The following is a 23635-nucleotide window of genomic DNA, read 5'->3' as shown; positions in this document are numbered from 1 at the left end:
CATCTCGCTTATGTCCGAGAAGCCTAAGTCTTTAGCGAAGGCTGCCACCTGAACTTTACGGTTCAGGGATAAATGGCCTAGTCCGTTCCTTTTTATTGACAACGTCGTCAAGGTCGCGCTTTTATCCAATCCGAGATTACCGGCTGATATGAATTTACGACAATCCTGCCGCCAACAGCGCAACCAACTCACCCCAAGAGAACAGTTCGAACACGCTCGCCTCGCAACGGCTCACTTACTACGAAGCCCCTGGCTGCAACGCCCGAAACGCATTGCGGTGTATTTATCCCAAGACGGCGAACTCAGCACCGAACTTTTGACCCACCAGCTTTGGAAAAGCCATCATCACGTTTATTTACCGGTTTTGAAAACCTTGCGCGGCCGCCACATGGCCTTTGCCCGCTACACACCGGACACCCCCATGGCACCCAATCGATTCGGCATACTGGAACCGGACATACCGAACCATCAGCATTTGACCGGCAATCAACTCGATGTCGTCTTAATGCCGCTCACCTGTTTTGACGAACAAGGCCATCGCATCGGCATGGGCGGCGGCTTTTATGACCGAACGTTTCAATTCAAACGCTGGCTACCGAGCGCGCATTCCCGTCCCAAACTCATCGGCTGGGCGCATGAATGTCAGAAAGTGGAACGCATTCCCAGCGAACCCTGGGACATTCCGTTGGAAGGCCTGGTGAGTGAAAAGTGCTTGTATCGGTTTCGCTGATCACAAACCCGAAAACAAAAAACGCCCAGGCCTGGGCGTTTTTTATTAAATAACGTATTAAATATATTAGATGACAGACCGTTTATTCAATCGGTCGTAAAAACAGTTGATACCCCACATTATCCTGTTCCGGGAAGAAACGATAGCCGAGGCTCTGTAAATAGGATTCGAATTGCTCGATTTGCGACGGCGGCACCTGCACCCCAACCAACACCCGGCCATACGCCGCGCCGTGGTTGCGGTAATGGAACAAGCTGATGTTCCATTCTTCACTCATTTTAATCAAGAACTGCAACAAAGCCCCCGGGCGCTCCGGGAACTGGAAGCGATACAGCAATTCATTCTCCACGCCTTTGGCATGACCGCCGACCATATAGCGCAAATGCAACTTCGCCATTTCATCGTCGCTCAAATCCTCCAACGGATAATCACAGGCTTGCAATTGTTTGACCAACTGGTCTTTCTCGGCCTGACCGCCTTCGGTCCGCACCCCGACAAACACCACCGCTTTATTGGCATCGGAATAACGGTAATTGAATTCGGTGATGGCGCGGCGGTCGCCCAATAATTCACAGAACTTTTTGAAGCTGCCCGGACGCTCGTCAATCGTGACCGCGAAAATCGCCTCGCGTTTTTCGCCGATTTCCGTCCGCTCGGAAATGTAACGCAAGCCATCGAAATTCATATTGGCGCCACTGACGATTACCGCCATATTTTTATCGGCTACGCCTTTTTCCTCGACGAACTTTTTCATACCCGCCAACGCCAGCGCTCCCGCCGGTTCGGCAATGGCACGGGTGTCTTCGAAAATATCCTTAACGGCGGCGCAGATTTCGTCGGTCTTGACGGTCACCATTTCATCCACGCAGGTTTGCGCGATGCGAAATGGAATCTTACCGGCTTGCGCCACGGCCACACCATCGGCAAAGATGCCGACGGAATCCAGCTTCACCCGTTCACCGGCTTTCAAGGCTTCGGTCATACAGGCGGCGTCTTCCGGCTCCACGCCGACAATACGCGTTTCCGGCGAAACCTGTTTTATCACCGCCGCCACACCGGCAATGAGGCCGCCACCGCCCACCGGTACGAAAATGACATCAAACGGTTTGCTTTGACGCAACATTTCCAGCGCAATCGTGCCCTGGCCGGCAATGACGTCCAAATCATCGTAAGGGGGAATATAGGTGTAACCGTTTTCTTCACACAGCTTGGCGGCATGCGCCGCAGCCTGATCGTAAGCATCGCCGTGCAACACCACTTCCCCGCCGAAATTCCGCACCGAATTGACTTTAATCATCGGCGTGGTGCGCGGCATGACAATGGTGGCTTTAATGCCCATTTTGGTCGCCGACAACGCAACGCCCTGCGCATGGTTACCAGCGGATGCGGCAATCACCCCACGGGCTTTTTCGTCGTCGGTGAGTTGATACAGTCGGTTATAGGCGCCGCGCAACTTGAACGAAAACACCGGCTGCAAGTCTTCACGTTTCAACCAGATATTGTTGCGCATGCGTTGAGAAATCAGCGGTGCCTTCTCCAAAGGCGTTTGCTCCGCCACGTCGTAAACGGGCGCTTTCAAAACACGGCGTAATATGGTTTCTGGCATGGTGCATCCTTACAGCGTTGGTTCAAATCGAATATCGACCAGGCCTGAAGCCCCATCGAAAAACAAAACTCGATTATATCAAAGCCAGCCTTCGCCGTTTTGAAATCCCATTAGGAATTCCAAAACAACCAGGCCTGGTGACTTTTGAGACAAGTCGGTCACATTTTTCCGTAAATTTCGTAGGGTTAAGACTCTCTCAATTTTTCCACCAGCCTATCGCCAGACTTAAGCAAAGTCTCTCAAGAGTCTGGTACGAATTCTTACATACAATACGTCGAAATTATAAATCTAAAAACTTTCGTCAGACACCCACCGTTTAGAGTGTGATTCTGACCTTAACTTAAGGAACCCAACCATGAAGCCTACACCGCTTTATTTCGCCATCCTCAGCGCCCTGTCCTCGTCGGCATTCATTCCAACAGCCATGGCGGCCGAAACCGCCAAACTGGAAAAAATCACCGTGGAAGCTCAGGATGACATCACCCCGCAATCCGATACTGTCAGCACCGAATCCTTGTTGAACACGGGGAACAGCGAAACCGGTGCGGTGTTGCGCGAAATCAACGGCGTCAATGCTTCCCGTAAAGGCGGTCATGGTTTGGACCCGCAAATTCGCGGTCAACAATATTCCCAATTAAACGTTTTGCTGGATGGCGCCAAAATCGCCGGCGGCTGCCCGAACCGAATGGACCCGCCATCCTCTTACGCCGAAGTCTCGTCCTATGACGAAATCGAAGTCATCCGCGGCGTAAAAACCGTGACACAAGGTGCGGGCGGCAGTGGCGGTACGATTCTGTTCAAGCGTAGCAAACCGCAATACGATCCAAACAAATTGGTCTCCGGTGAAATCACCGTCGGTAAATCCAATGTCATGAACTATGAAGCCGATGCCACCGTCCGCGCAGTCGGCCAAGAAGGCTATGTGGTTGTGCAAGGCTCCCGTAAGGACGCCAACAACTACACGGACGGTAACGGCGACATCGTCAAATCCAGCTACAACACCAACCAAGGGCATGTGGACTTAGGCTGGACACCGAACGAACACCATCACCTGAAATTATCGGCCGAGAAAAGCCGTACCGAAGATGCCTTGTACCCAGGTGCTGCCATGGATGCCCCGGAAACCGAAGGCACCATGCTGCGTTTGCAGTATGAAGGCCGTCAGTTGTCCGACGCCATTGCCGATGTGGATGTCGACCTATACCGTTCCACCGTCGACCACACCATGAACAACTATGACCTGCGGACACCGCCTTCTCCAATGATGTTGCGCGAAACACCGACCTCCACCGAAACCAATGGCGCCAAAATCAAACTGACCAGCCAGGTGGGTAATACTCAAGTCGACTACGGGGTACAATATGAAAGCGTCAATAAGGACGCCACTTTATGGAACCGTTACGTCGATCCGAACACGTCTTTGAACTACATGTGGCCGGACGTTACCAACACCACCAAAAGCGTGTTTGCCGAAACCAATACCGAATTCACGCCAAGCACCAATTTGATTGTCGGCGTGCGTTACGATGATGTGTACGCCAAAGCCGACAAAACAAACGACGCGCCATCCGGTGCGCCCGCCAACGTACCGAGCAACGTCTATAACAACACCTACTCGGATTACGACGGAGAAGACTCGGCCAGCGAAGGCAATTTCAACGGTTTGATTCGCCTGGAAAACCGTTTTGGCGCCGGTTATAACTGGTACCTGGGGGCCAGCCGCACCATGCGTACTGCGGATGCCACCGAGCGTTTTATGTCTAAGGCGGCCGGCCCAAGTTCCTGGGTCGGTAACCCGAATATCAAGCCGGAAGAGCACAATCAAATCGATCTCGGCGTCGGTCAACAGACCGGCACCTTGCAGTGGAATGCGTCCGTCTGGTATGACCGCGTCAATAACTACATCTTGCGGGATTTGGCCGCCAACCAGCAAAACAATGGTGTCAAGACCACCAACGGTGAAGTCTACGTCAACGTCGATGCGGACCTGTACGGTGCTGACCTGGAAGCGGATTACGCCGCGACCAACGCTTTGACCTTCGGCGGGCAGTTCAGCATCACCCAAGGTCGCAACACCACCGACAACCGTAATATCGCGATGATTTCAGCACCGACCGGCCAATTGCGCGCCACCTACCAACCGAGTAACTGGCACGTCGGCGGGCGCTTCAATTTCGCACTGGAGCAAACCGAAATCGACAAAGATTACACGCCAACCGCAGATTACGGCAACACGCCGGCGTGGAGCACGGTGGATGTTTTCGGCGGCTACCAAATCAACCGCAACTGGATTGTCAAAGCCGGTGTGGACAACCTGTTCGATCAGGCCTATTATGACCACTTGAACTATGATATTACCGAAGGTTCCAGCGTATACAAGTATAATGAACCGGGACGCAACTTCTGGGCGAAGGTCACGGCCAAGTTTTAATCCAGAACGGAAATCGTAAACCCCAAAAGGAGCTTTGGCTCCTTTTTTGACTATAAAGCATTATGAAAAAATTTATCTTCTTCACCGTTTTGTTGGGCATCGTCATCGGGCTGTTTATCCTGGCCTGGCCGTTTTCCCAGCAAAACTCGGAACAAACCACCGCCCACCTGATTCTGAACGACAAGCCGGTCGGCGGTGACTTTACCTTAGAGTCGGCCCAAGGGCCGGTTTCGTTGAGCGACTTCAACGACAAGCTGGTTCTGGTTTACTTCGGCTACACCTTTTGCCCGGACATCTGCCCGACCAACCTGGGCAACTTGGCGCTGGCCTATCGCCAGCTCAGCGAAGACGAAAAAGCCAAACTGCAGATTCTGTTCGTATCGGTTGACCCCAATCGCGACACCCCGCAACGTCTTAAACAATATGCCGACTACTTTAACAGCGGTATCATCGGGCTTACCGGCAGCAAAGCCGAGCTGGACGATATCGTCAACCGCTACGGCGTGGTGTATATGATCCACCAGGAGAACCCGAAAGACGAGCACTACTCTGTCGACCACTCGGCCTTTACCTATGTCATCACGCCCGGTGGTGAACTGGCGACACAACTGCCGCACGCCACCAGCCCGGATGACTTCGTCAAAACCATTCGAACCTATTTAACCCAAACACAACCTTAGGAGTTTCCATGTTTAAGCACACCCTGGCCCTGTTTGCCGCCGCCCTTTCGATTATCAGCGTCAATGCATTCGCAGACAACGCGGCTGACATTGAAGTCGAACAACCCTATGTACGTGAAGTCCCACCTGGCGCCATGGCCACCGGGAGCTTTATGACGCTCACCAACATGAGCGATCAGGACATTCAACTGGTGCAAGCCAAATCCAACGCGGCCAAAAAAGTCGAGCTGCACACCCATGTTCACGACAACGGCGTGATGAAGATGCGCCAGATTCCAGCCATCAAAGTACCGGCGGATGGCCAGGCCCATTTGAAACCGGGCGGTCTGCACATTATGCTGATTGGTTTGCAAGACGGCATTCAAGCCGGCCAAACCATTGAGATGACTTTAATTTTCAAAGACGGCAGTGAAAAATCGATTTCCATGCCGGTCAAATCGGTCATGTCTCATTCCGGTCACATGATGTCGCATTAAACCGCCTGCATTCAGCCTTAACCGGTTTTTACGATGCCCGTCGTAAAAACCGGTTCCATACTCTTTCCAACTTTCAGGCTTGAAAATCCGCCTGACATCCCTATAGAATCCCTGAACCAAATCAATCAAACAAAACAGGTTATAGAATAATGACAGGCCAAAACCTTTCCCTTTACGCACTGATGATCGGTGCTTTGAGCTTTACGTCAGCCTCCCAAGCGGCAGACACCAAACAGTCGCTTGAAGACCAGCAAACCCTGAAACTGTGTGTCGATTACAACGGACTGACCTCCGATGAAGACAGACAAGCCTATATCAAGGAATTGGATCGTCGCGGACAACTCAGTGTTAAAGACCATGAAAACCTGAAGACCCACCACGTTGTCAATGGTTCCACCATGTGCGGCATGTACATGATGATGGGCAAACCACTGGCGGAAGAAGGTAAACAACTGCGTCCAATGGTCTACAAGGTCGTCCACGTTTATCCGAAAAACTATTACGTCACCCAAGTGGGCATGGTCGTCGCCTCTTATGACCGCAAACCGGGTGAACTGCCACCGAAACTGTCCGAAACCAAACCGGCCGTTCAACCGCCACCAGTGATGTTCAACGCCCCGGGCGGCAGCCCGCACCACTGATTCCATCCGTTCCTTTCAAACCCCTCCGGTTTGAAAGGACATTCTTGCCTCAAGCCTTTCTCCATAGGCGTTCAACACCCCACGCTATACATTTTTCTCCAAAGTGATTAGAATACTGGCATCTTTATTTTTATGATTCAGGATGGATACAATGACACAAGACGAATTGAAACAAGAAGTGGCTAAAGCCGCCATCGATTATGTTGTTCCGGATACTTACATCGGCGTTGGCACAGGCTCCACAGCTAATTTCTTCATTGACGAACTGGCCAAAATCAAAGGCAAAATCAAAGGCGCGGTCGCCAGCTCCGAAGCCACCGCCGAGCGTTTGAAAGGACACGGCATTCCGGTTTTGGAACTCAATGCCGTGGACGAAATGTCGGTTTACATCGACGGCGCCGATGAAGCCGATCCAAACCTAAACTTGATTAAAGGCGGCGGCGGTGCTTTGACGCGTGAAAAAATCGTCTTGGCGGTGGCCAAAAAATTCGTGTGCATCGCCGACGACAGCAAAAAAGTTGACGTACTCGGCAAGTTCCCGCTTCCGATTGAAGTCATCCCAATGGCGCGCAGCTATGTGGCTCGCGAAGTCGTCAAACGTTTCGGCGGTGAACCGGTGCTGCGCGAAGGCTTCGTGACCGATAACGGTAACGTGATTCTGGACATTCACGGTCTGGAAATCGTTAACCCGGTGGCTATGGAAACCGAATTGAACAGCATCGTCGGTGTCGTCACCAATGGTTTGTTCGCGGCACGCAATGCGGATATTTTCCTTTGCGGCACAGCTAACGGCGTGGAAACCATCGAGCGCCCTTAAAATGGTCGCCTCTTATTTCGTTTAAACTCAAGAGATTGCCATGAACAAACTCGGTAGCAAACTTTTCGGTCTTCTCGTCGTGGTACTCATCGGTACCTTGCTCTATCTCACCGTCTTCTCGGACGGGTTGGGCAAAGCGCCGGACATCACGGTAAAAACCGCGCAAGGTGACACCCTGCAACTCAGTAAGCCGCTCAAACCGGTTCTGGTGAGTTTCTGGGCGACCACCTGCCCGGGGTGTATCGCTGAAATGCCGCATCTGGCGCAGATGAAAGAAAAGTTCGGCGATAAATTCGAAATCGTCGCCATTTCGATGTCGTACGACCCGGCGGAGCAAGTCGCCAAATTCATCGAGAAAAATCCTTATCCGTTCTCGTTTGTGCGCGATACCGACGGCCAAATGTCGCAAGCGTTCGGCGAAGTTCTGCTGACCCCGACCAATTTCTTGATTGCGCCGAACGGCAACATCGTTTACCAGAAAATCGGTGAAGTCGATTTCGAACTGGTGACCGAACGTATTCGTCAAATGACACCGGATCTGTAATTTATCGTTCCGGCCGACATACGTCCCTCTCAAACTCACAGGAAGCATTTTATGTCACACTCTCAAGCCCTTTTCCAAGCCGCTCAAACCCACATTCCCGGCGGCGTGAATTCACCGGTCCGAGCCTTTAAAGGCGTCGGCGGCGATCCGGTTTTCTTTGAATCGGCGAAAGGTGCCTACTTAAAGGATGTCGACGGCAAGCAATACATCGACTATGTCGCCTCCTGGGGGCCGGCGATTTTGGGACATGCCCACCCGGAAGTCATTCAAACCGTCCAACAACAAGCTGAAAAAGGCTTGTCGTTCGGTGCGCCGACCGAATTGGAAACCACCATTGCCGATTTGGTCTGCGACCTGATTCCATCCATCGACATGGTGCGCATGGTCAGCTCCGGTACCGAAGCCACCATGACCGCAATTCGCCTGGCGCGCGGCTACACCGGACGCGACAAAATCGTCAAATTCGAAGGCTGCTACCACGGCCATTCCGACTCCCTGTTGGTGAAAGCCGGTTCCGGCGCCCTGACCTTAGGGGTTCCATCCTCTCCGGGTGTGCCAGCCTGTTTGGCGGAAGAAACCCTGACGCTGACCCACAACGATTCCGATGAAGTCCGCCGCGTGTTCAGTGAAATCGGCGATCAGATTGCCTGCATCATCGTCGAACCGGTCGCCGGGAATATGAACTGCATTCCACCGGAAGACGGTTTCCTGCAAACCCTGCGTGAGGTCTGCGACGAATCCGGCGCGGTGTTGATTTTCGACGAAGTCATGTGCGGTTTCCGTGTTGGTTTGACCGGTGCACAAGGCCGTTATGGCATCACGCCGGATTTGACCACTTTCGGTAAGGTCATCGGCGGCGGTATGCCGGTCGGTGCTTTCGGCGGCAAGCGCGAAGTCATGGAACACATCGCCCCGTTGGGGCCGGTTTATCAAGCCGGCACCCTGTCCGGCAACCCAATCGCCATGTCTGCGGGCCTGAAAACCTTGCAACTGATCAGCGAAAACGGTTTCTTTGAATCGCTTGAAGTCAAAACCAAGCAATTGGTGGACGGTTTACAGCAAGCGGCCGACGAAGCCGGCATTCCGTTTACCACCAACCAAGTAGGCGGCATGTTCGGCTTATTCTTCACCGAAGAGAAAAACATCCGACGCTACGCTCAGGTTGCCAAAGGCGACATGGAACGTTTCAAACGTTTCTATCACGGCATGTTGGACGCGGGCGTCTATCTGGCCCCATCAGCGTTCGAAGCCGGGTTTGTTTCCAGCGCGCATACCGATGCCGATATCCAGGCCACCATCGACGCGGCCCGCAAGGTCATGTCAACCCTGTAATGCATCCATTCCATTGCGCCGGTTTTTGACCGGCGTCTTCCTTTCTCAAGCTCAGTGGTCCCAACCGTTTCGAGATGTCATCGAATTTTCAGATAGAAACCCTCATCGAACTGTTCAATGCCAACTTCATTCCCTCCCGGAATACCGAGCTGGTCTGTTGCGAACCGGAACCGATTTACCGCCCGGCCGATGCGTCACACCCTCATCATCGCATTATCTTCGCACACGGCTTCTTTGCATCGGCCTTGCATGAAATCGCGCACTGGTGCATTGCCGGGCCGGAGCGACGTTTACTGGAAGATTTCGGCTATTGGTACCAACCGGATGGACGAAGCGCCGAACAACAGGCGGAGTTTGAACGAGTGGAAATCAAACCACAGGCGCTGGAATGGATTTTTTCCGTCTCCGCCGGTTTTCCGTTCGTGTTCAGTGCGGATAACCTCAGTGGCGGCGTCGGTGCGTCGAAAACGTTTAAAACAAACGTTCAACGCCAGGTCTTGGTGTATTTATCGGATGGATTACCCGAAGATGCCCAGGCCTGGTCAAATATCCTATTGCGGCATTATCGACCAGGCCTGACATTACAGACGTCGGAATTCGATTTATCGCGGGTTGGCTGAAGCAGGTTATTTTTGAGTCATTTCTTACGGCGTGGCACCACCGCCCAGACAATCACCAAGACCAGCAGCAACAGTAACCCGACCTCCAGTAACGCCCACATCACGTCACGCGCCTCCTTGGCTACTCTTCAATCTTGACGACGGAACCGTGTTTGCCATCGCTCACCTGCGCCAAACCGGTAGAAATTTTCCGGTCGATGGTTTCGATATCGTCGTACACCGCAACCTTGACAATCACGGCGTTCAATTCGATGTTCTTGATTTCCTGTTGCTTGTCTTTCACCACCAGTTTTTTACTGTTGACCACTTTACGGATGGTTTCGATGTAATCGGGAATCTGGTGAATCGGAAAAGATGCCGGTGGGAAGACTGCGAATTCATCTTCCTGCAAGCGCATCATCTGCCAACTTTCTTCGGTTTCCGACTGGATGATTTTCACTACCAAGCGGATGATGCTGTCGCCCAGCAACCAAGAAAACTCCCGGTTATACGAATCCAGGTTCTTGATGTCGAAAACGATGAAATGACGTTTGGAAATGACGCCGGACATGGATTCTTTGAGGAACTGCCCCAACGTCTTTTTGAAATAACTTTTGTCCGGCAATCCGGTCAGGAAATCACGGCTCATGTTCTGCTCGATTTCGATGACTTCGTTCTGGACGTTTTCCAGCGATTTGACGTTCTTTTGCATCCATAAAGTGGTTTCCAACGAACTGGATTCGATGGTCTTCAGTTCCATGACCGCTTCGGACAGAATAATTTCGATGGCTTCGCGGGTTTCCGCGATGGTCAGACTTTCCCGCATGTCACCCAAGGTATTCTGGTGCGAACGCACGCTTTCCACGAAATCGTAGATTTTTTTCTTCAGGTCATTGGCTTTGTCGATGATTTGAGTGGTGTTGCGGTTAATGCCGAGACTTTCCCGGAAATGCTCCTTCAACACATACACTTCATACAGTTTTTCATAGGACGCGTCGGAGATTGGCTGTCCGGTCGACAGAAACGACTTCATCCGGGCAATCAAGGCTTTGTTCTCACCGAGATAATATAAAAACCAAATACTGAACGTGACCGGCGTCGGTTCGATATCGTTTTTGGTGAGATGTTCTATCGCCTTCCGCGCGACAATCTGATGATTCATACCTTTTCTTCCCTTAGATTAACCCATGAACCAAAGCCGATAAAAACATCCGTGTTTTCAGGCTTCGACCCGCTCCGATAGTGCATCCAATAAACGGTGGTGAATCCCACCAAAACTGCCGTTGCTCATCACCACAACCCGGTCGCCCGGACGAAGCTCCGACACCAACCGTTTCAATAAAGTCTCATAAGATTCCTCAACCATCACCGGGCAGTCAAAGGCGTCGGTCTCCAAGCGCCATTGCCAGGCCGGGTCAACAAAGGCGTAAACCGCATCCGCTTGCGAAAAGGCTTTTGGCAAGGTCGAGCGGTGAATTCCCATTCGCATGGTATTGGAGCGCGGTTCAAATACCGCAATTAAGCGGCCGTTTTGGCCTTCAGCTTGCATTTGCGCTCGCGCGCCGTCCAACGTAGTGGCGATGGCCGTCGGATGATGGGCGAAATCATCATACACCGCAATGCCTTTCGCCTCACCCAAATGCGTCATGCGGCGGCGAACCCCCGCAAATCGGCTCAAAGCCTCGACACACTCGGTCACCGGCACGCCACAATGGCGTGCAGCGGCAATCGCACTCAAACCGTTCTGTACATTATGCCGCCCGGTCATGCCCCAGCGCACTTCGCCGCAGGACTCGCCCTGGAAAAACACCTCGAACACCGAGCCATCGGCTTCTTTCAATTCATAATGCCAATCGGCTTGAGAACCGCTTTCGCCCTGCGATTCCAGTGGCGTCCAGCATCCTTGCGCCAAGACATCGTCAATCGCGACCTCGGCCTTGGGGTGGATAATCATGCCGTTCCCCGGCACCGTTCGTACCAAATGATGAAACTGTTTCTGAATGGCGGCCAGGTTATCGAAGATATCGGCGTGATCGAATTCCAGGTTATTCAGCACACAGGTTCTTGGATGATAATGCACGAACTTGGAGCGCTTATCGAAAAACGCCGTGTCGTATTCATCCGCCTCGACCACAAAAAACGGTGCATCGCCCAAACGCGCGGACACCCCGAAATTTTCCGGCACGCCGCCGATTAAAAACCCGGGCGCCAAACCGGCATCGTCCAAAATCCAGGCCACCATCGAAGCGGTTGTGGTCTTGCCGTGAGTCCCGGCGACGGCCACCACCCAACGGTCTTTCAGAATATTTTCCGCCAGCCACTGCGGGCCGGACGTATAGAATTGCTGTGCATTGAGCGTTTGTTCCACCGCAGGGTGACCGCGGCTCAAAGCGTTTCCGATGACCACCGTCTCCGGCTCGCGGGCGAGAAAATTGTCGTCGTAATTGGAGACATCAATGCCGGCCTGCTCCAATTGCGTACTCATCGGCGGGTAAATGGCCTGATCCGAACCGGAAACATCGAACCCCATGCTTTTTGCCAGCTGGGCGATTCCGCCCATGAAGGTTCCGGCAATACCTAAAATATGAACTTTCAAGTACACTCCCTGTCGAATGCCAGCTTGAAAGACTGCATCCCTAAACAGCTTAACGGCCGTAGGAGTAAATTTTTTAACAATCTTTGCGGCATTTGGTTATCTTATTGAAGATTTTTGAAAAAGCAATGCTTTTGCTTGCCGAACGACAAACAACCTCTTAAACTGAATTTATGACCTATACCTTTATTGATACCCAGGCGGATTTATCGGCTTTCTGCGAGCTTATCGAAGCCGACGGCTGGTTCGCCATCGACACGGAATTCGTGCGTACCGATACCTATTTCCCGAAACTGTGCTTGATTCAAATCCAAAGCCGTTCCGGTCACGCCGCCATCATCGACCCGATGGCATTCGACGCACTCGAACCGTTGTGGCAATTACTGGAGAACCCGAACATCCGAACGGTCTTCCACTCCGCCCGTCAGGACATCGAAGTATTGTATCAAGTTTCCGGCCGGATGCCGGTGGCGATTTACGACACCCAAATCGCCGGTGTTTTTCTCGGATACGGCGACCTGGCAGGCCTGGCCAAAGTCATTAAAGCCGAACTCGATATCGAACTGGAAAAAGACCAGACCCGAACCGATTGGAGCCGACGGCCACTGACCGATAAGCAACTGGAATACGCCATCAACGACGTGCGTTATCTGGCCCCGTTATACGAGCGCTATCTCGACAAGCTCACCGAGGCGCAACAAGCGGCCTTAACCGAAGACTTCGAAGCCCTGCTGAATGAAGACCTTTACCGCCTCGCCCCGGAAAACGCCGCCGACAAAATCAAAGCGGTGCAAAAACTGCCGCGCAAAGCCCAGGCCATCGCCTACCGTTTAGCCGAATGGCGCGAACTCTACGCCATCAATCATAACAAGCCCAAGCGCTGGGTGCTGTCGGACGACGCGTTGGTGGCCATTGCCAAACGCCCACCGAAAGCGCGCGAAGCCTTATACAAAGTTCCGAATATCAAAGCGTCCTCGGTAAAAAATTTTGGTGATGAATGGATTGAGATTATCGACGACGTTTTTGCCAACCCTGATGCCTGGCCGGAAGCGCCCAATAAACCGGCTCCGGCCACGCCACAGGAAGATATTTTCATCAACATCGGTTTTGCTTTATTGCAACAAGTGGCTCAGGACTACCACATTAACCCACCGAATATCGCCGGAAAAGCCGATTTACTCCGCCTGATTCGTCAACCGGAAACCCACCTTGCCGGTTGGCGTCAGACCCTGTTCGGCCAGCCTTTTTCGGACTTTTTGAAGGGTAATATCGGATTGACGTGTGACAACCAACGCCTCATTCAAAAAACTTTCACCCCATAAATTACGTTATATCTCTTATAATCATTTCATATCGAAAACGTGAAAGGATCGCAGTCTATGTCGCACCCGAGAAATGTCATTTACGCACAAGCCGGTGGCGTCACCGCCGTCATTAACGCCAGTGCTGCAGGTGTCATCGAAATGGTGAAACGCCACCCGGAAAAATTCGGTAAAGTCTACGCCGCCATCAATGGCATCGTCGGCGTACTGGAAGAACGCTTGACCGATGCTTCCCGTTTCAGCGAAGACACGTTGGATCGTTTGAAAACCCAGCCCGGTGCAGCCTTTCAAGCGTGTCGTTTCGACCTTGACGGCATCGACGAAAACCCCGGCCAATACCAGCGTGTGCTGGAAGTCTTCCGTACTTACGACATCGGCTACTTTTTCTACAACGGCGGCAACGGCTCCATGGTCACTGCCCAAAAAGTGGCCGACTACTGCTCGGCCCACGGCCATCCCGTCACTTGTATCGGTGTGGCGAAAACCATCGATAACGACCTGGCACTCTCGCACTGTAGCCCGGGCTTCGGCAGTGCCGCTAAATACATTGCCACCAGTTTGCTGGAAGCGACGATGGACCTGTTTTCCATGCACAACACCTCCACCAAATTCTTTGCACTGGAGGCCATGGGGCGTAATGTGGGCTGGTTGACCATCGCCGGCGGGCTCATCAAAACCGCCATGCCGGACGTGCCGTTGTTGATTCTGCCCGCCGAACGCTCTTTCGAACGCAGCAAATTCCTGGACCGTGTTCAACACCTGATCGACACCAAAGGCTATTGTGTCTGCATCGTTTCCGAAGGCTTGATGGATACGGACGGCAATTACATTTCCATCGAGAATGTCGAACACACCCATAACAACGATTACACCCAACTGGGCGGTGTAGCCCACACCTTGTCCGGCCTGGTGGCGAATACCTTCAACTGCAAAACCCACAGCGCCGTGCCCGATTATTTGCAACGTTCCGCCAGCCATCTGGTATCCCAGACCGATTGGGAAATGGCTTACCGGGCCGGTAAAGCCGCGGTTCAAGCGGCACTCGACGGAAAACACGGCGTCTTGCCGGTGATTGAAGTCATCGACACCCAACCCTTGGTGTGGCGTTACAAAAACGTCGACTTGTTTGAGGTGGCCGATTTGGAAAAATCGGTTCCGGACGAATTCCTTACCGAAGACGGCATGGACATCACACCCGCCGCCATCGATTACCTGCTACCGCTCATCAAAGGCGAACGGCACATCCAATACCGCAACGGTTTACCGGACATTTACCCGATGCACTTCGAGCTGGTCGAACAACAACTCCCCAAATACAAAGCCGTTAAATAAACAAACTGAAAAATTGGCCAGGCCTGGCCAATTTCAACCAAAAACCATCACAATTCTTTTAAAATAGCGCCCGTTGCACTTTTACAAAAATAAGACTCATTTTTATCAGGAAGTAAATTTATGGACTTCTCAAACATTGATTTGAAAAACCTATGGGAAACCTACGGCATCGAATGGGGAACGAATATCGTTCTGGCCCTGGTTATTTTCTTTGTCGGTCGCTGGGCCTCTAAACTGGTTTCCGGCATCGTACAGCGCCTACTCAGCCGCGCCAAAATGGACGACATGCTGATTAATTTCATCATGTCGATTCTGAACGCTGTCCTGCTGCTGTTCATTATCATCGCCTCCTTGAGCCAGCTGGGCGTCGACACCACATCACTGGTCGCCTTAATCGGTGCCGCCGGTTTGGCGATCGGTTTGGCATTGAAAGACTCCTTGCAAAACTTTGCTTCCGGCGTCATGTTGATTGTGTTCAAACCGTTTAAGGTCGGCAACTATGTCGAAGCCGCAGGCACCGCCGGTGTCGTCGAGAGCGTGGGCATTTTCAGCTCCACCTTCCGCACCGGTGATAACCGCGAGGTCATCATCCCGAACGGCAATATCTATAAAGGCACCATCACCAACTATTCGGCGCGCGAAACCCGTCGTGTCGATATGGTATTCGGTATCGGTTACGATGATGACATCAAGCAGGCCAAACAAATCCTGACGGATTTAGTCGAATCGGACGAACGCGTCTTGCAAGACCCGGCTCCAACCATTGCTCTTTCCGAGTTGGCAGACTCCAGCATCAATTTCATAGTGCGCCCTTGGGTAAAGTCCGGCGATTACTGGAGTCTGAAATGGGACATGAACGAAAAGGTCAAACACGCCTTTGACGAGGCCGGTATCGGCATCCCTTACCCACAAATGGATGTGCACCTGCATGGCCAGGAAGCCGAATCAAAATAATCATTGATTTACGAATTCAGAATTAAAGTATTAAGGTAATAAACGACATGACGACGAAAAACACTCTCGCCCTCTTAACCCTTTCATCACTGTTTGCCGCTAACCAAGTTATGGCGGCCGAAGCCAAAACTGACAAAGGGCTTCACGGCTCCGGTGAAGCCGGTTATTCCGAAACCACCGGTAACACCAATACCGAAGCGCTTTACGCTTCCTTGAAGCTTGATTACACCCAAGAAATGTACAAGTTGAAAGCCAAAATCGACGCGTCCAATAAAAAAGAAGACGGTAACCGAACCGAAGAACGTTATGTGGGCGACCTGCAAGGTAACCTGTATTTCTCCGACTACCAAAAAGCATACGGCTTCGGGCAGTTCCGCGCAGAAAACAACCGCTTCGAAGACATCGAACTGAACACCTACACCCTGGTCGGTCTGGGTTACAACTTCATTAAAGAACAGGACTTGGTTCTAACAGGTGAAGCCGGTATCGGTAACCAAACCCAGGATTACACCAAAGACAGTGGTGAGAAAGACTTTTCACAGTTGATTGGAAAGCTTTACGGTAATTTCGAATACAGCTTCAACGCCAACGTTCGTTTCTTGCAGAACCTGACGGTCTTCACCGGTGAAAAGCAAACCAAATACGAAAGCAACACCGGCCTGAAAGTCAAACTCAACGGTAACCTTAACCTGAAACTCAACTACCAATACCGTCACAACGACAACCCGGCCACCGGCAAGAAAAAAGACGACACCGAAACAATGTTGACCTTGATGTACGACTTCTAAGTCGCTCATCGCTGAAAATAAAAAACCGGGACTTTCCCGGTTTTTTTATGTCTTCATAATCATCATTCAACCAGAGTTGAAACAAACTCTATGAAATATATTTTGTATTACCTTACAAATTACTCTAGTATTAAGAACAAGCGATATAAACAAATCCTATAGACAAAGACCAGAAAATGAATCCGCCTTCCGTTAAGCGCTTGTTCTCCTTTTTCCTTTTGATGACGTTAAGCGCTTCAATCTTCGCTTCCGAAACCGTTAAAGTGCAATTGCGCTGGCTGCACCAATTTCAGTTCGCCGGCTACTATATCGCGTTGGAAAAAGGCTATTACGCCGAACAAGGTTTGAATGTCGAATTGATCGCCGGCGGGCCGCACGCCTTGAAACCGATTGATGATGTATTAAGCGGCAAAGTCGATTACGCCATCACCGGTTCCGGCGTCGTCATCGACCGAATGGAAGGCAAACCGGTGGTGGCTTTGGCTGCCATTATGCAGACCTCTCCGATTGTGTGGATTACCTTAAAATCCTCCCATATCCGCAGCCCACATGATATGGCCGGACGCAAACTGCTCATCATGCCACCGCCGGAAAGCGCCGAATTATTGACCATGCTGGAAAGCGAAGGCATCCCCCGAGAAAAACTCAACATCCAAAACACCAGCTACCGCATTGAAGACCTGATTGACGGAAAAGCCGACGCCTACGATGGCTACATCTCCAACGAGCCCTACTTCCTCACACAGAAAGGCGTCGACTACAATATCATCAACCCCAGAGACTACGGCATCAACTTTTACAGCGATGTGCTCATTACCAGCGAACAAAAAGTGAACAACAACCCGGAACAGGTCAGCCGCTTTATTAACGCCACTTTACAAGGCTGGGAGTATGCCCTAAAACATATCGACGAAACCGTCCAACTCATCCATCAAAAATACGCTCCGCAAAAGACTCTTGACCATCTGCAATTTGAAGCCCAAACCCTCAAAAAGCTTATCATGCCCGAGCTGGTTCAAATCGGCCACATGAACCCGGGCCGTTGGCAGTTTATCGCCGACAGCTACCGTCAACTGAACATGACCGCCGCCGACACCGATTTGGACGGCTTCCTGTTCAAGGAACATCAAAAAACCGACTACACCTTGGCGCTTAAAATCGCGTTGGCCAGTGCTATACTTTTATTGATTGCAGGCCTGGTCATTATCAAGTTTCATAAGTTATCGCTTGAGCTGAAAAAAACCAACCGACAGTTAGAAGAACTGACCGTCATCGATCAACTCACACAAGTCAAAAACCGCCGTGGACTACTGGAAAAATCGGCCTATGTGCTCAGCCAAGCGCGCCGAAATGGCTCGTCCTGCAGTTTTCTGATGCTCGACATCGATAACTTCAAACGCATCAACGACAATTATGGTCACCCGGCCGGTGACGCCGCTTTAATCAACTTGGCGAAGATCATTTCAGCGAACCGACGAAAACATGACATCGTCGCTCGTCTCGGGGGCGAAGAATTCGCGATATTGTTGGTGGATACCAATTTGGAGGAAGCGGAAAGCGTTGCACAGCAAATTCTAAAAAACATCCAAAATTCGATTATTCAATGTCCGAATAGCCGGACCGAGTTTTCCATCACCGCCAGCATCGGCATTGCCTTAGCCGAAGGCGAATTGGAAACATTTTGGCATAAAGCCGATCAGGCTCTTTATCATGCCAAGTCGAGCGGACGTAATCAAATTTCCATCGCTTAACAGCGTAGCGACACCACCAGATACAGATGTATGGACCGAAAATAAAGCGTCTAAAAGGAATTTAAATAAAGAAAAATGGCGGTGAAAGAGGGATTCGAACCCTCGATGGAGCTACAAACCCCATACTCCCTTAGCAGGGGAGCGCCTTCAGCCTCTCGGCCATTTCACCGTATCGATTTGGATTAAAAGAACTTTAATCCTGCTGTTTGTGGCGCGTATGATACCTTGATTTAAGGTGCTTGTAAACAGAGTTTGGCGGATTGACGTCAATTTTTTAAATGCGTTCGAATCACTCTGCGGCCGCAATCTTGGCTTCGACAACCGGCGCGGCTTCCGACGGCTTTTCCTGAACGTCTTTTTCTTTGAGCAGCAATTCTTCGCGCTGGATTTGAACTTCTTTCGGCGCTTCAATTCCCAGACGCACCTGGCCACTTTTCAAGCCCACCACAGTCAGTTTGATGTTATCGCCAATGATGAGTGTTTCTCCAACACGTCGTGTTAATACCAGCATGACTCAATCCCTTTGTTATGCATGTTTCAAAGGCTATAGTTTAAACTTATTAAACCCCAAATTCTATTTATATTTCTTATCACTATGATAAACCCAGACTAATAAAGTTTACTTATTTCAAGCAATAAAAAACCCGGATAAACCGGGTTTCTTTAAAACAAACACTGGATTACTTATCCAGTTCAAAAGCGGCATGTAGCGCCTGAACCGCTTCCTCCAAATATTCCTCACCAATCACCACCGAAATTTTGATTTCCGTGGTTCCGATCATTTGGATATTGATGTCATGATCCGCCAGGGTTTTAAACATGGTGCTGGCGATACCGGAATGCGACTTCATGCCCACTCCGACCATCGACAATTTCGCGATGGTATCATCACAGATAATCTCGCGTGCGCCCAATTCCATCGCATGCTTTTCCAACACCTGTTTGGCGGCATGCAAGTCACCGCGTGCCACGGTAAAGGTGAAATCGGTGGTGCCATCGACACTCTGGTTTTGGATAATCATATCGATTTCGATATTGGCATCGGAAATCGGCCCCAAAATCTGGAAGGCCACGCCCGGCTTGTCCGGCACGCCCAACACCATCAATTTCGCTTCATCACGGCTGAAGGCAATGCCGGATATTAAAGGTTTTTCCATATCTAAATCCTCAAAATCTTCTTCCGAGATGAGAAGAGTCCCACCCCCTTCTTTCATAGACGACAAGACGCGTAACGGCACTTTATATTTGCTGGCGAATTCCACCGAGCGAATCTGTAATACCTTCGCGCCTAAACTGGCGAGTTCCAACATTTCATCGAAGGTGACCACATCCAACCGTTTGGCTTCCGGCACCACACGCGGGTCGGTGGTATAAACCCCATCCACATCGGTGTAAATCTGGCACTCATCCGCCTGTAAAGCCGCGGCCAGAGCCACGGCCGTAGTGTCGGAGCCGCCCCGTCCCAGCGTCGTAATATCGCCGTCCGGTGTCACACCTTGAAAACCGGCGACCACAACGACCTTACCTTGATTCAATTGCGACTTGATCTTATCGGAGTCGATTTCCTCGATACGCGCTTTGGAATGAATGTCGTTGGTCATAATCGGCACTTGCCAGCCGGTATAGGAAACGGCATCGTAACCATTCTGCTGCAACGCCATGCTCAGCAACGCAATGGTGACCTGCTCCCCCGTTGTCAGCAACACGTCCATTTCCCGACGGGAAGGCTGCTCTTGAATTTCATGTGCCAGCGCGGTCAGCCGGTTTGTTTCTCCACTCATGGCGGAGACCGCAACAACGACCTGATGCCCTTCGTCCACGAATTTCGCGACTTTTTTCGCGACATTCTGGATACGCTCGACATTCCCGACCGACGTCCCACCATATTTTTGAACAATTAATGCCATGTATGATTTTGCCTTCTTAACGAAACCATGTTCTGCCTACCTTACCGCCGTAAATCGTCTTGCCTCAAGTCAAAAAACCGCACAGGGCAAAACGCCATGTGCGGTTAGTCTTGAAGGATTCGTCGCTTATCGAACGATTCGGATAGGATTATTGATTGAAACCAAGGGTAACGGCGCCTTTGCCGTTTTCGACCAGGCCTGGCCGATACCAACCCGAATATTCCATAAATTTTCACAGACCTTGCTTGCTCCTTGATGCCACAAGCCATATTTTCTCAGTCGGTCGTAATCGTCGATAGGACACTTCTTCGAAAATTGTCTTGTGAAACCAATGCTCAGCGCAATCTCAGTGAAAATTTATGAAACACTCGGGTTAAGCTTTGCTCGCCACCCACTCTTTTACGGAAGTCAAGGCTTCCTTTAATTTGCTCGGATCTTTACCGCCGGCCTGCGCCATATCCGGACGCCCGCCGCCTTTACCGCCGACTTGTTGCGCCACGTGATTCACCAATTCGCCGGCTTTCCATTGCGACGTCAGGGCTTTACTCACGCCCGCCACCAAACTGACTTTTTCGCCGTCCACGGCGGCCAAAACAATGGCGGCCGGTTCCAGTTTATCTTTCAGCTTATCCAGCGTTTCACGTAAGGTATTGACATCGGCCCCTTCCAATTGAGCGGCCAAGACATTGACCTCACCCACCTTCTCGACGGCACTCGCCAAATCATCCCCTTGCGAAGAGGCCATTTTCGACTGCAACTGCTTCAACTGCTTTTCCAGTTCTTTCTGGTCGTTGACCAATTGCGTCACTTTGGCATCCACTTGGGCTTTATCGGTTTTCAAACGTCCGGCGATGTCCAACAACACCTGCTCGGTATCGTAAATGGTTTGCCAAGCGGCTTCCCCGGTCACCGCTTCGATACGGCGAACACCGGAAGCAATGCCGCTTTCCGACGTAATGCGGAAAGGCCCAATTTCACCGGTTGAGTTGACGTGAGTACCGCCGCACAGCTCAATGGAGAAATCCCCCATATCAACGACGCGTACCACATCACCGTATTTTTCACCGAACAACGCCATGGCGCCTTTTGCCTTAGCCGCTTCGATGTCCATTTCTTCCATCTGCACGTCGGCGTTCAGCATAATGTTATGGTTCACCAAACGCTCGATTTCCAATAACTGTTCCGCGGAAATCGGTTCGAAATGCGAGAAGTCGAAACGCAGTCTTTCCGGTTGCACCAAAGAACCTTTTTGGCCAACGTGCGTGCCCAAGACTTGACGCAAGGCGGCATGCAACAAATGCGTGGCCGAGTGGTTGCGTTCCGAAGCACGGCGAGCCTTGGTGTCGATATGTGCGTGAATCGTTTGACCGACACTGATCGCTCCGGCCGTCACCTTACCGATGTGCAGGAAAGTGCCGCCCTGTTTCTGACAGCCATCCACATGGAAACTGTTCATGCCTTCGGTCAAGCTGCCCTGGTCGCCGACCTGACCACCGGACTCGGCATAAAAAGGCGTCGTATCGAGAATGACAATCCCCTCTTGCCCTTCGGCCAAGCGCTCTACCGATTCCTGACCGGCGAAAATCGCCATGACTTTAGCATTAGCTTCGTCCTGATGGTAACCGGCAAATTCGGTCGGTTCGTTGTAATCGACTTTATGCTGGCCTTGCGAAGCAAAATTACTGGCCGAACGGGCACGGGCACGCTGCGCTTCCATTTCTTTTTCAAACCCGGCTTCATCCACTGACAACTGGCGTTCACGCGCCACATCTGCGGTCAAATCCAACGGAAAACCATAAGTGTCGTACAATTTAAACGCGGTTGACCCGCTAATGACTGTGCCATCCAATTGTGCAATATCGTCTTCCAGGATTTTCATGCCGTTTTCCAGAGTTTCAGCAAAACGCTCCTCTTCCAATTTCAAGGCACGCTCAACGTTGGCCTGTTCTTTCACCAACTCCGGATAGGCTTCACCCATCTGTTCGACCAAGGTCGGCACCAGACGATAGAAGAAAACGTCTTTTTGACCCAGTTTGTAACCGTGGCGAATCGCGCGACGGATAATACGGCGCAACACATAACCGCGGCCTTCATTCGAGGGCAACACACCATCGACAATCATAAAAGCACAAGAACGGATATGGTCGGCAATCACGCGCAAGGAACTGTTGGTCAGGTCTTTTTCGCCGGTCAACTCAGCCGCTTTGGCAACAATCGCCTGGAACAAGTCGATGTCGTAATTGTTGTGCACCTTCTGCATCACCGCCGCCAAGCGTTCCAAGCCCATACCGGTATCCACCGACGGCTTCGGTAACGGCGTCAAAGTGCCGTCTTCGGAACGGTCGAATTGCATGAACACCAGGTTCCAGATTTCAATGTAACGGTCACCGTCTTCATCCGGCGAGCCTGGAGGCCCACCAGCCACATCCGGACCGTGGTCATAGAAAATTTCCGAACAAGGTCCGCATGGCCCGGTGTCACCCATTGACCAGAAGTTGTCCTTGGCTCCGCAACGTGAGAAGCGCTCGGCACTGACGCCCATGTCTTTCAACCAGATGTCTTCGGCTTCCTGATCTTCTTCAAACACCGTGACCCAGAGTTTGTCTTCCGGTAAACCCAATTCTTCGGTCAGGAACTGCCAGGCATACTGAATGGCTTCGCGCTTGAAGTAATCGCCGAAACTGAAATTCCCCAGCATCTCAAAAAAGGTATGGTGGCGCGCGGTGTAACCGACGTTTTCCAAGTCGTTATGCTTGCCCCCGGCACGAATACAGCGTTGCACGCTGGTCGCACGCGAGTAATCACGGGTTTCCTGGCCCAAAAAGGTTTCTTTGAACTGCACCATCCCGGCATTGGTGAACAACAATGTCGGATCGTTACCGGGCACGACAGGGCTGGAGTGCACGGCGGTATGGCCTTGCTTTACAAAAAAGTCTAAAAACGCTTTTCTGAGTTCTGCGCTGGTCATATAAATAAAGTTCCTAAAAGTCAAAAATCGGGTCTAAAATTCAAGTTCCACTTCACACGCACCCGATGAGAGCCATTCCACAAACGCCGAGCGTCCTGCCCGACTTGGGATTCATCTGTTCAAAGTGCCTGCTGGCCAGACGGTTCCGTCTCGGCCGTATTATT

General features: G+C 51.4%; 20 protein-coding genes and 1 tRNA gene. 14 read left to right on the top strand and 7 right to left on the bottom strand.

The genetic code is table 11. The features are described 5' to 3' along the window. The first annotated feature begins 148 nt into the window (after positions 1 to 148). Complete coding sequence (locus AYJ59_RS05510) at positions 149 to 730, top strand: 5-formyltetrahydrofolate cyclo-ligase (protein ID WP_127119498.1); 582 nt, start codon at positions 149 to 151, stop codon at positions 728 to 730. A gap of 82 nt (positions 731 to 812) precedes the next feature. Here the strand turns inward: AYJ59_RS05510 and ilvA are convergent, their stop codons facing one another. Beyond that, positions 813 to 2336, bottom strand: a complete 1524-nt coding sequence (gene ilvA / locus AYJ59_RS05505; RefSeq protein ID WP_127119497.1) for a threonine ammonia-lyase, biosynthetic — start codon at positions 2334 to 2336, stop codon at positions 813 to 815. 355 nt (positions 2337 to 2691) lie between these two features. Between ilvA and AYJ59_RS05500 the strand changes: the two genes are divergently transcribed. The 8 genes from AYJ59_RS05500 to AYJ59_RS05465 all read left to right on the top strand — a co-directional run bounded on the left by AYJ59_RS05500 (position 2692) and on the right by AYJ59_RS05465 (position 9877). Then, entirely contained in the window at positions 2692 to 4767 is a 2076-nt protein-coding gene (locus tag AYJ59_RS05500) for a TonB-dependent receptor domain-containing protein (protein ID WP_127119496.1), read from the top strand. Positions 4768 to 4829: 62 nt separating this feature from the next. Continuing rightward, the gene (locus AYJ59_RS05495; protein ID WP_127119495.1) at positions 4830 to 5447 is read left to right on the top strand and encodes an SCO family protein; all 618 of its coding nucleotides are present in this window, start codon (positions 4830 to 4832) and stop codon (positions 5445 to 5447) included. An 8-nt stretch (positions 5448 to 5455) separates the two neighbouring features. Next, entirely contained in the window at positions 5456 to 5923 is a 468-nt protein-coding gene (locus AYJ59_RS05490) for a copper chaperone PCu(A)C (protein WP_127119494.1), read from the top strand. 149 nt (positions 5924 to 6072) lie between these two features. After that, positions 6073 to 6564, top strand: a complete 492-nt coding sequence (locus AYJ59_RS05485; RefSeq protein WP_127119493.1) for a hypothetical protein — start codon at positions 6073 to 6075, stop codon at positions 6562 to 6564. A gap of 151 nt (positions 6565 to 6715) precedes the next feature. Continuing rightward, positions 6716 to 7381 (top strand): ribose-5-phosphate isomerase RpiA, encoded by a 666-nt coding sequence (gene rpiA / locus AYJ59_RS05480; protein ID WP_029938460.1) that lies wholly within the window; start codon positions 6716 to 6718, stop codon positions 7379 to 7381. A gap of 40 nt (positions 7382 to 7421) precedes the next feature. After that, positions 7422 to 7925, top strand: coding sequence for a peroxiredoxin family protein (locus tag AYJ59_RS05475; RefSeq protein ID WP_029938461.1), 504 nt, complete (start codon positions 7422 to 7424; stop codon positions 7923 to 7925). Between the two features lie 51 nt (positions 7926 to 7976). Continuing rightward, positions 7977 to 9257 carry a glutamate-1-semialdehyde 2,1-aminomutase gene (gene hemL / locus AYJ59_RS05470; protein ID WP_127119492.1) on the top strand — a complete coding sequence of 427 codons (1281 nt, stop codon included), beginning with the start codon at positions 7977 to 7979 and terminating at the stop codon, positions 9255 to 9257. Positions 9258 to 9331: 74 nt separating this feature from the next. Further along, entirely contained in the window at positions 9332 to 9877 is a 546-nt protein-coding gene (locus AYJ59_RS05465; RefSeq protein ID WP_127119491.1) for an elongation factor P hydroxylase, read from the top strand. A gap of 121 nt (positions 9878 to 9998) precedes the next feature. On the opposite strand, the gene AYJ59_RS05460 is transcribed toward AYJ59_RS05465, so the two are convergent. Together AYJ59_RS05460 and mpl are read right to left on the bottom strand one after the other, a co-directional pair. After that, complete coding sequence (locus AYJ59_RS05460) at positions 9999 to 11018, bottom strand: GGDEF domain-containing protein (RefSeq protein ID WP_029938464.1); 1020 nt, start codon at positions 11016 to 11018, stop codon at positions 9999 to 10001. A 57-nt stretch (positions 11019 to 11075) separates the two neighbouring features. After that, the gene (mpl, locus tag AYJ59_RS05455; protein ID WP_127119490.1) at positions 11076 to 12452 is read right to left on the bottom strand and encodes a UDP-N-acetylmuramate:L-alanyl-gamma-D-glutamyl-meso-diaminopimelate ligase; all 1377 of its coding nucleotides are present in this window, start codon (positions 12450 to 12452) and stop codon (positions 11076 to 11078) included. Between the two features lie 170 nt (positions 12453 to 12622). Between mpl and AYJ59_RS05450 the strand changes: the two genes are divergently transcribed. From AYJ59_RS05450 to AYJ59_RS05430, 5 genes are all read left to right on the top strand, one after another. Next, the gene (locus AYJ59_RS05450) at positions 12623 to 13771 is read left to right on the top strand and encodes a ribonuclease D (RefSeq protein WP_127119489.1); all 1149 of its coding nucleotides are present in this window, start codon (positions 12623 to 12625) and stop codon (positions 13769 to 13771) included. A gap of 57 nt (positions 13772 to 13828) precedes the next feature. Then, positions 13829 to 15103 carry a 6-phosphofructokinase gene (locus tag AYJ59_RS05445; protein WP_127119488.1) on the top strand — a complete coding sequence of 425 codons (1275 nt, stop codon included), beginning with the start codon at positions 13829 to 13831 and terminating at the stop codon, positions 15101 to 15103. Positions 15104 to 15223: 120 nt separating this feature from the next. Continuing rightward, positions 15224 to 16057, top strand: coding sequence for a mechanosensitive ion channel family protein (locus AYJ59_RS05440; protein ID WP_127119487.1), 834 nt, complete (start codon positions 15224 to 15226; stop codon positions 16055 to 16057). Positions 16058 to 16104: 47 nt separating this feature from the next. Then, on the top strand, positions 16105 to 16845 hold the full coding sequence (locus AYJ59_RS05435) for a DUF481 domain-containing protein (protein ID WP_237260380.1): 741 nt from the start codon (positions 16105 to 16107) through the stop codon (positions 16843 to 16845). A 176-nt stretch (positions 16846 to 17021) separates the two neighbouring features. Further along, complete coding sequence (locus tag AYJ59_RS05430; RefSeq protein WP_127119486.1) at positions 17022 to 18596, top strand: GGDEF domain-containing protein; 1575 nt, start codon at positions 17022 to 17024, stop codon at positions 18594 to 18596. 76 nt (positions 18597 to 18672) lie between these two features. On the opposite strand, the gene AYJ59_RS05425 is transcribed toward AYJ59_RS05430, so the two are convergent. The 4 genes from AYJ59_RS05425 to alaS form a co-directional block, all read right to left on the bottom strand. Then, positions 18673 to 18765, bottom strand: a tRNA-Ser gene (locus tag AYJ59_RS05425). Between the two features lie 120 nt (positions 18766 to 18885). Continuing rightward, the gene (gene csrA, locus AYJ59_RS05420; RefSeq protein ID WP_029938471.1) at positions 18886 to 19107 is read right to left on the bottom strand and encodes a carbon storage regulator CsrA; all 222 of its coding nucleotides are present in this window, start codon (positions 19105 to 19107) and stop codon (positions 18886 to 18888) included. Between the two features lie 169 nt (positions 19108 to 19276). Continuing rightward, positions 19277 to 20503, bottom strand: a complete 1227-nt coding sequence (locus AYJ59_RS05415) for an aspartate kinase (protein ID WP_029938472.1) — start codon at positions 20501 to 20503, stop codon at positions 19277 to 19279. Between the two features lie 373 nt (positions 20504 to 20876). After that, positions 20877 to 23471, bottom strand: a complete 2595-nt coding sequence (gene alaS, locus AYJ59_RS05410) for an alanine--tRNA ligase (RefSeq protein WP_127119485.1) — start codon at positions 23469 to 23471, stop codon at positions 20877 to 20879. Positions 23472 to 23635 lie beyond the last annotated feature (164 nt).

Source organism: Thiomicrospira sp. S5 (assembly GCF_003991075.1).
GTDB lineage: Bacteria > Pseudomonadota > Gammaproteobacteria > Thiomicrospirales > Thiomicrospiraceae > Hydrogenovibrio > Hydrogenovibrio thermophilus.
This window is presented reverse-complemented; position numbering and strand designations above follow the sequence as displayed.

Excerpts from the sequence above, each read along its gene's own strand:
- AYJ59_RS05510 (WP_127119498.1), top strand. The coding sequence starts at position 149 with ATGAATTTACGACAATCCTGCCGCCAACAGCGCAACCAACTCACCCCA.
- ilvA (WP_127119497.1), bottom strand. The coding sequence starts at position 2,336 with ATGCCAGAAACCATATTACGCCGTGTTTTGAAAGCGCCCGTTTACGAC.
- AYJ59_RS05500 (WP_127119496.1), top strand. The coding sequence starts at position 2,692 with ATGAAGCCTACACCGCTTTATTTCGCCATCCTCAGCGCCCTGTCCTCG.
- AYJ59_RS05495 (WP_127119495.1), top strand. The coding sequence starts at position 4,830 with ATGAAAAAATTTATCTTCTTCACCGTTTTGTTGGGCATCGTCATCGGG.
- AYJ59_RS05490 (WP_127119494.1), top strand. The coding sequence starts at position 5,456 with ATGTTTAAGCACACCCTGGCCCTGTTTGCCGCCGCCCTTTCGATTATC.
- AYJ59_RS05485 (WP_127119493.1), top strand. The coding sequence starts at position 6,073 with ATGACAGGCCAAAACCTTTCCCTTTACGCACTGATGATCGGTGCTTTG.
- rpiA (WP_029938460.1), top strand. The coding sequence starts at position 6,716 with ATGACACAAGACGAATTGAAACAAGAAGTGGCTAAAGCCGCCATCGAT.
- AYJ59_RS05475 (WP_029938461.1), top strand. The coding sequence starts at position 7,422 with ATGAACAAACTCGGTAGCAAACTTTTCGGTCTTCTCGTCGTGGTACTC.
- hemL (WP_127119492.1), top strand. The coding sequence starts at position 7,977 with ATGTCACACTCTCAAGCCCTTTTCCAAGCCGCTCAAACCCACATTCCC.
- AYJ59_RS05465 (WP_127119491.1), top strand. The coding sequence starts at position 9,332 with ATGTCATCGAATTTTCAGATAGAAACCCTCATCGAACTGTTCAATGCC.
- AYJ59_RS05460 (WP_029938464.1), bottom strand. The coding sequence starts at position 11,018 with ATGAATCATCAGATTGTCGCGCGGAAGGCGATAGAACATCTCACCAAA.
- AYJ59_RS05450 (WP_127119489.1), top strand. The coding sequence starts at position 12,623 with ATGACCTATACCTTTATTGATACCCAGGCGGATTTATCGGCTTTCTGC.
- AYJ59_RS05445 (WP_127119488.1), top strand. The coding sequence starts at position 13,829 with ATGTCGCACCCGAGAAATGTCATTTACGCACAAGCCGGTGGCGTCACC.
- AYJ59_RS05440 (WP_127119487.1), top strand. The coding sequence starts at position 15,224 with ATGGACTTCTCAAACATTGATTTGAAAAACCTATGGGAAACCTACGGC.
- AYJ59_RS05435 (WP_237260380.1), top strand. The coding sequence starts at position 16,105 with ATGACGACGAAAAACACTCTCGCCCTCTTAACCCTTTCATCACTGTTT.
- AYJ59_RS05430 (WP_127119486.1), top strand. The coding sequence starts at position 17,022 with ATGAATCCGCCTTCCGTTAAGCGCTTGTTCTCCTTTTTCCTTTTGATG.
- csrA (WP_029938471.1), bottom strand. The coding sequence starts at position 19,107 with ATGCTGGTATTAACACGACGTGTTGGAGAAACACTCATCATTGGCGAT.
- AYJ59_RS05415 (WP_029938472.1), bottom strand. The coding sequence starts at position 20,503 with ATGGCATTAATTGTTCAAAAATATGGTGGGACGTCGGTCGGGAATGTC.
- alaS (WP_127119485.1), bottom strand. The coding sequence starts at position 23,471 with ATGACCAGCGCAGAACTCAGAAAAGCGTTTTTAGACTTTTTTGTAAAG.